The sequence below is a fragment of the Candidatus Solincola tengchongensis genome (genome assembly GCF_015711935.1).
Classification (GTDB): domain Bacteria; phylum Actinomycetota; class Geothermincolia; order Geothermincolales; family RBG-13-55-18; genus Solincola_A; species Solincola_A tengchongensis.
This window is the reverse complement of the sequence record NZ_JACVJJ010000084.1, coordinates 60,320-66,563: the sequence shown is the minus strand read 5'-3', so window position 1 is coordinate 66,563 and position 6,244 is coordinate 60,320. Positions and strand designations below refer to the sequence as shown.

The following is a 6,244-nucleotide window of genomic DNA, read 5'->3' as shown; positions in this document are numbered from 1 at the left end:
CCAGCGTGAGGATGACCCTCCCGTGCCGGAGTGCAAGCGGCTTCGCGAAGCGCAGATAAGGTTTTTCCAGGCCCTCCTGCGCGAGCTTGTAAGGGAAAAGCGGAAGCGGGAAAGGCAATATGAGTTTTTTGAGATGGAGCTGGGAATGTCATCCGGCGCGGAGGATTGAAAATTGTCACCCTTGCCGTTTATGATGTTATCGGAGGCCCCAGGAAAGGCGGCCCCAAGCCTCGAAGGTCAGGGGACCGGGAGGGCCCCCGGCGAAGGCCTCAGGGGAGGCCCGCGTGCCGGGGATCACGTGGCCGCTCGGGGCAAAAACTGAATATGGGCAGGTGCCTGGCCTCAGGGGAGGCGGGGACCTCCGGCAATGCTCTCCTCAGGGGAGGAGCACGCATCCGGGCCACCGATAGGTAGTTGGTGTGCCCATTTTTTTGGGCAGCAGAAAGGAGGTTGAGATGACAATCGATCTGGATTTCATCCAGAGGTCGCTGAGGAAATATCTGGAGGAGGCCGACCACCGCGAGAATGAGCGCGCTCAGCGTGAGGTCCTTGACCGTATGAATCAGATTCTAAAAACCGCCGAGAAAGAGGGGCGAGATCTTAACTTTGAAGAGATCCGGCAGATCGATGAACTGGAGAAAAGGCTCAATTTCCTACGGTCGATCGAGCACGGCCAACCCGTTCCCATAATCGCCGGGATGGAGGTGGAGCGCGGAGACGATATCCGGCTCCTGCGCCCGGACCAGGAAGTCCGTTCCGTTATGGGGCGGTCGGAGTTCGGGAGCCTTAGCCTCGGCAAGTATCTGAGGGGCATAGTCACCGGCGATTGGCGGGGCGCGGCGGCGGAGCACCGGGCCTTGGAGCAGGGCGATTCTACCCTGGGCGGTTTCCTCGTCCCGCACCCGCTTTCCACGAAGATCATCGACCTGGCCAGAAATCGCAGCGTGTGCATCAATGCCGGCGCGCTCACCGTCCCCATGGAAAGCTCCGATTTCTCTTTCGCCGCGGTCACCAAGGACCCGGTTGCCTACTGGCGAGCGGAGCACGAGACCGTGACCGAAAGCGATATGAACTTCGCGCTCTATCGGATGAAAGCCAACACGCTGGCCGCCATCGTGCGCTGCTCGATCGAACTTTTCGAGGATGCCATGAACCTGGACCAGATCGTCACCAACTCCCTGGCCCAGGCCCTGGCTCTCGAACTCGACCGGGCCTGCCTGTTCGGCCAGGGGGCTTCCAATGAGCCTTTAGGTCTCTACAGTACTGAAGGCGTCAACGTGGTCGATATGGGGGCTAACGGCAGTCCCCTGAGCGGCTACAAGGAGATTGTGGAAGCCGTCGGTAGGATACTGGAGGCCAACGGGCCCGATCCCCGGAACCTCGCGCTCATCATGTCGCCCCGCGAGTATACCCAGACGGCGATCTGGACGGATGACGTGGGCCAACCCCTCCGCCCGCCCGCGATCTATGAGGAGATCGGGAAGAAGCTGGTTACAAACCAGATTCGAGTGGACATGGAGAAGGGAGCGGCGACCAATGCCTCCTGCATATTCTTGGGCGATTTCTCCCAGTTGTGGATAGGGATGCGGACAGACCTAAGAATCGAGGTCAGCCGGGAGGCCGGGGATGCCTTTTCCAAGCTCCAAGTCCTCATTAGGGCCTACCTGCGGGCCGATGTTCTGGTTGTAAGGCCCGGCTGGTTCACGATAATAGACGGGATCATCCCGCCCTCCTAAGCTACCGCCTGGTCGGGGCGGTATTCCATTTCTTATAGAAGAGGGCCCCGGAGGACCGGGGCCCTCGGTTTTCTAAATCTTCGATTCATATCGAGATGTCCAAAGCCTCCAGCTTATCGAGCAGCGTTGGGTCATAGAGGGCTTTTACCGCCACCGCGGAGGTCACGGCCTCGGACAAGACCTTCTCCATAAACGTTCTCCTGACCTCTATCAATCTCTGAATGATAGGAATGCGCGGCAGGAGCTCCTCAATCCCGTGGTAGAGTTCAAGCTCCCACTCTCCGAAAGCGCAACTCAATATCTTATCCCTCAGAGCATCAAACTCCGGGGAGGTCTCCTCCTCGGGGTCGATGACGACCTTCTCTTCCACGATTCCACCTCCTTACTCATCGGTAACCTTATTCTGAGGATGGTTTCCGGGGGCGATCGCGCACCGGGGTGATCACTCGGCCAGGTGTTAGATGAAGTGTTAGATGGAAGAGAAAAGCTGGGATTCCGCTTTCGCGTTTTCCCAGCTAAATCGTGGTGGAGCCGACGGGACTTGAACCCGTGACCTCTACCATGCCAAGGTAGCGCGCTCCCACTGCGCCACGGCCCCGTTCGAGCCTCTTTCCGTGAAAAAAGTATAAGTAGACGGCTTTCATGCGTCAACGACCACCGCCGCGTGAATCGCCCTCTCCCTGCGGCGCCGCGGCTCAAACCCCGCTTGCGGCCCTGTCCTCTTCCTCCTCCCATTCCACGGGCGGGGCGTCCTTCCACAACCTCTCGATCTCGTAGTACTCCCTCTCCTCCTGGCGGAAGATGTGCACCACTATGTCCAGGTAGTCGAGGAGTACCCAGCGCCGGTGCCGCACTCCCTCACGGCGTACTGGCTTCACGCCCACAGCGGCCAGCTTCTCCTCCACCGCCTCCTGTATGGCGCCCACCTGCCGGTCGGTGTTCCCGCTGCATATGACGAAGTAATCGGTGAGCAGGAACACCTCTCTCATGTCCAGGACCAGCACGTCACGGGCCTTCTTCGCCGCCGCCGCCCGCGCCGCTACAAGGGCCAGATCCTTGCTCTCCGCCGCTACGCACCTCCTTTCGTGACCCGCCCTTCTGCCCCGCCTTCCTCCTGCCGCGGGGCGGTCGTTCTGTCCACCTACGTTCCGGGGGAAGGCCCGTCCCCTTCCCTCTCCTCCAGATTAGCACACTATGTCCCTCTCGAGGCCATGTCCCGCCCGGCCACCAGGACCACCTCGGCTCCCGGTCCCGGTTCCTCCCTCACCTCCTTCACGGAGAGCTGAACCCCCAGGTATTTGGCGAAGGCCCGTGTCCTGGGATCGGCGCTACGGCAGATTATCAGGCTCTCCTGGTGGCTGAAGTCGTTCACCTCCTCGCCGTCCACCACGACCTTGGCGTTTCTGCCCGTGTCCCCCAGCGGAATCCCCATGTCCGCCAGGCGGTTTCCGACCTTCCTGCCCAGTTCCGGGACCCCGCACCCGTTGAGTATCTCCACGCGGGGGATCCCACGGCAGGGCAGCTCACGCCCGGCCGCGGCCACCGCCGCCCGGAGCATGGAAAGGACATATGAGGCGTCCCGGCCCGCCGAACCGGTACCGGGATAAAGGGTTATCCCGCCCCCCTCACCCAAGAGTTCCCAGGGCTCCTCGGCTCCCGCCTTCTCCCCAAGCGCGCCCAGGGCGCGCGGCAGATATTCCTTCAGCCTGTCCACGCGGCGGAAATAACCGTCCCAGTAATCGGTACGGTCTACGGCCAGGAGATAGTAGATCAGGCGATCCGCGTCACCTATCCGCTGGCCGGCGAAGACGCTCTGCCTCTCCCCGGTGACCGGGTCGCGGAACTGGGCGTCCTCCTCAAGGACCACCGGGGGGAGTTCCAGGGACTGCAGGGCGCGAACGGCGTCCCGGAATGCGCAAAGGAGGAGGTAGTCCACCTCCACGCCGGCCAGGTTCCCCACCGTGGAGCGCAACAGGTCCTCCCATTTATCCCGCCGCAGGCTCTCCCTCAGGCGCAGGGGGCTCCCGGAGGCGTCGTAGGTGAGGAGCATCTCCGGGATGACGTAGGCTTCCAACCCGCCCCCCTGAGGAAGAAAGGTGAACAGGACCAGATAGAGGAGGTCTCCGGGGCCTTCCCCCTCTTTTCCCGCGGTCAACCCAAGGAGCACGGAGACGCCGTTCTCGAGCTGCTTGCCGGTCTGAGGATGGGTCCGGAAAAGATAGGTCGGGGCTTCCTCCTCAGGGCTACCGGGAGACGAGATCCGCGCCCGCAGCCAGCGCCAGGCATGCCGGGGAAAGCTCGCCACCGGGAGGTCCAGGATGGAGCCCACAACGAGAGCCACGGCCAGGATGCCGACAAGGCCGAGGGTCAGCCGCCTCCTCAGCCGCGCCTCCTCCCGCCGATGGCGGGCCAGGCGGGAGGGCTTTTCCTTCATCCGGGACTCGGGAGCGCTATCCCGGCGGCTGTCGGGTTCCTCCTTCATCATCCTCCCGCTCTAAACCGTCCCCCCGTTTCACGCGCCGCGTGGACGCCGGCGGCGGGCACCCCTCACCTGTAAAAGCCGTTCTTCTCGATGAACTCCCGCACCCCCTCGGGAACCAGATAGCGGATGGACCTTCCCTCTCTGACCCTCCTGCGAATGTCCGTGGAGGAGATGGCCAGGGCGGGTATCTCCATGATCAGCACCCGCGGCTCTGTGGCGCGGCGCAACCTCTCCGCCTCGGGAAGGGATTCCTCCAGACGCCGCAGGTCATAGCCGGGGCGGGTGGCGGCGATGAAGGTGCACTCCTGGAGGACCTTTTCCGGTTCCTTCCAGGTGAGTATCTCGAGAATGGCGTCGGCGCCGGTGATGAAGAAGATCTGGGCCTCCTTGCCGTAGATGCGGTGCAGCTCGCGGACGGTGTCGATGGTATAGGAGGGGCCCGGCCGGTCGATCTCTATGCGCGAGACCTGGAAATGGGGATTGTCGGCGGTGGCGATCACCGTCATCAGGTAACGGCTTTCGGGGTCCAGGTTCCGCCGGTCCTCCTTGTGGGGAGGGTGACCGCTGGGGATGAAGAGCACCAGGTCCAGCCGGAACTGCTTCCAGGCCTCCTCGGCGGTCACCAGGTGCCCGTGATGGATGGGGTCGAAGGTCCCCCCCATCACGCCTATCCTCCTGTGAGGCGTTCTTCCCATCTCAGACCCGCACCTGCCCTTCCCCCCAGATGATGAACTTGGTGGAGGTGAGCTCGCGCAGACTCATGGGCCCCCGGGCGTGCAGCTTCTGCGTGGAGATGCCGATCTCCGCGCCCAATCCGAACTGGCCCCCGTCGGTGAAGCGTGTAGAGGCGTTGACGTAGACGTCCGCCGAATCCACCATACTCACGAAGCGCCGGGCGGACTGGTAATCCCTGGTAATGATGGCCTCGGAGTGCTTGGAGCCGTAACGGTTGATGTGCCCTATGGCCTCTTCGAGACCGGGGACCACCTTCACCGCCAGGATGAGGTCCAGGTATTCACGGTACCAGTCCTCCTCGGTGGCCTCTTCTGTCCCCGGAAGGATCTCCCGGGTGCGGGGACAACCCCTGAGGGTCACCCCCCTCGCCCGCAACTCCTCGGCCGCCCGGGGGAGGAACTCCCCAGCCACCGCCTCGTGCACCAGCAAGGTCTCCATGGCGTTGCACACCCCGGGGCGCTGGCACTTGGCGTTGATGACGATCTCCAGGGCCATCTCCAGGTCGGCGGAGGCGTCCACGTAGGTGTGGCAGTTGCCCACCCCGGTCTCTATGACCGGCACGGTGCTCTCCTCGACCACGGTGCGTATGAGCCCCTCACCTCCCCTGGGGATGAGCACGTCCAGGTACTCCCGCATGCGCATGAGCCGCTTGGCCGATTCCCGGTCGGTCAGGGGTACCAGTTGGATGCTCCCGGAGGGAAGGCCCGCCCTCTCCCCTGCTGCGGCGATGACCTCGGTGAGCACGCGGTTGGAGTTCGCAGCCGAGGAACTCCCCCTGAGGATGACCGCGTTTCCCGACTTCACGCAGAGCCCCGCCGCGTCCACGATGACGTTGGGGCGCGCCTCGTAGATGATGCCCACCACACCCAGCGGTACCCTTACCTTCTGTATCTCCAGGCCGTTGGGCAGCCTCCAGCCGGCCACCAGTTCCCCCACCGGGTCGGGCAGTGCGGCCACCTCCCGCAGGCCCCTGGCCATCTCCTCCACCCTCTTGGGGTCGAGTGCCAGGCGGTCCAGGAGGGCGGAGCTCATCCCGCTCTCCTTCCCCGCCTCCAGGTCCAGCCGGTTGGCGGACAGGATGTCCTCCTGCCTGGCGAGGAGGGCGTCGGCCATCTCCTCCAGGGCGCGGTTCTTGACCTCCGTGGTCAGCGTGCCTAGACGCAGGGAGGCCTCTTTGGCCCTTTTTCCAATCTCTTCCAGAACATCCATGTCTCCTCCTTGCCACAACCGAGCCGTCCACCGCGTTTCCCTCTTACCCCGGCAGCGGCCTCACTCTCCCGGAAAGGAGCGT

Annotated in this window: 6 protein-coding genes, 1 tRNA gene and 1 pseudogene; 2 read left to right on the top strand and 6 right to left on the bottom strand. The window is 63.4% G+C overall.

Features of this window, described 5'->3' with window-relative positions; translation table 11 throughout:
- The first annotated feature begins 22 nt into the window (after positions 1 to 22).
- Both H7007_RS07630 and H7007_RS07625 read left to right on the top strand, forming a co-directional pair.
- The gene (locus tag H7007_RS07630) at positions 23 to 169 is read left to right on the top strand and encodes a hypothetical protein (protein ID WP_287154434.1); all 147 of its coding nucleotides are present in this window, start codon (positions 23 to 25) and stop codon (positions 167 to 169) included.
- Between the two features lie 286 nt (positions 170 to 455).
- On the top strand, positions 456 to 1,736 hold the full coding sequence (locus H7007_RS07625) for a phage major capsid protein (protein ID WP_287154432.1): 1,281 nt from the start codon (positions 456 to 458) through the stop codon (positions 1,734 to 1,736).
- 85 nt (positions 1,737 to 1,821) lie between these two features.
- Here the strand turns inward: H7007_RS07625 and H7007_RS07620 are convergent, their stop codons facing one another.
- From H7007_RS07620 to H7007_RS07595, 6 genes and pseudogenes are all read right to left on the bottom strand, one after another.
- Positions 1,822 to 2,106 (bottom strand): hypothetical protein, encoded by a 285-nt coding sequence (locus tag H7007_RS07620; RefSeq protein WP_287154431.1) that lies wholly within the window; start codon positions 2,104 to 2,106, stop codon positions 1,822 to 1,824.
- Between the two features lie 153 nt (positions 2,107 to 2,259).
- Positions 2,260 to 2,334, bottom strand: a tRNA-Ala gene (locus tag H7007_RS07615).
- Between the two features lie 97 nt (positions 2,335 to 2,431).
- Positions 2,432 to 2,791, bottom strand: a pseudogene (gene rsfS / locus H7007_RS07610) (ribosome silencing factor); the annotation flags it as partial.
- A 137-nt stretch (positions 2,792 to 2,928) separates the two neighbouring features.
- Positions 2,929 to 4,218 (bottom strand): LytR C-terminal domain-containing protein, encoded by a 1,290-nt coding sequence (locus H7007_RS07605; RefSeq protein ID WP_287154429.1) that lies wholly within the window; start codon positions 4,216 to 4,218, stop codon positions 2,929 to 2,931.
- Between the two features lie 65 nt (positions 4,219 to 4,283).
- Positions 4,284 to 4,913, bottom strand: coding sequence for a nicotinate-nucleotide adenylyltransferase (gene nadD / locus H7007_RS07600; protein ID WP_287154427.1), 630 nt, complete (start codon positions 4,911 to 4,913; stop codon positions 4,284 to 4,286).
- Position 4,914: 1 nt separating this feature from the next.
- Positions 4,915 to 6,162, bottom strand: coding sequence for a glutamate-5-semialdehyde dehydrogenase (locus tag H7007_RS07595; protein ID WP_287154425.1), 1,248 nt, complete (start codon positions 6,160 to 6,162; stop codon positions 4,915 to 4,917).
- Positions 6,163 to 6,244: the final 82 nt, after the last annotated feature.

Bases quoted from the DNA above. Each gene is read 5' to 3' on its own strand.
- H7007_RS07625 (WP_287154432.1), top strand. From the start codon at position 456: ATGACAATCGATCTGGATTTCATCCAGAGGTCGCTGAGGAAATATCTG.
- H7007_RS07605 (WP_287154429.1), bottom strand. From the start codon at position 4,218: ATGAAGGAGGAACCCGACAGCCGCCGGGATAGCGCTCCCGAGTCCCGG.
- nadD (WP_287154427.1), bottom strand. From the start codon at position 4,913: ATGGGAAGAACGCCTCACAGGAGGATAGGCGTGATGGGGGGGACCTTC.
- H7007_RS07595 (WP_287154425.1), bottom strand. From the start codon at position 6,162: ATGGATGTTCTGGAAGAGATTGGAAAAAGGGCCAAAGAGGCCTCCCTG.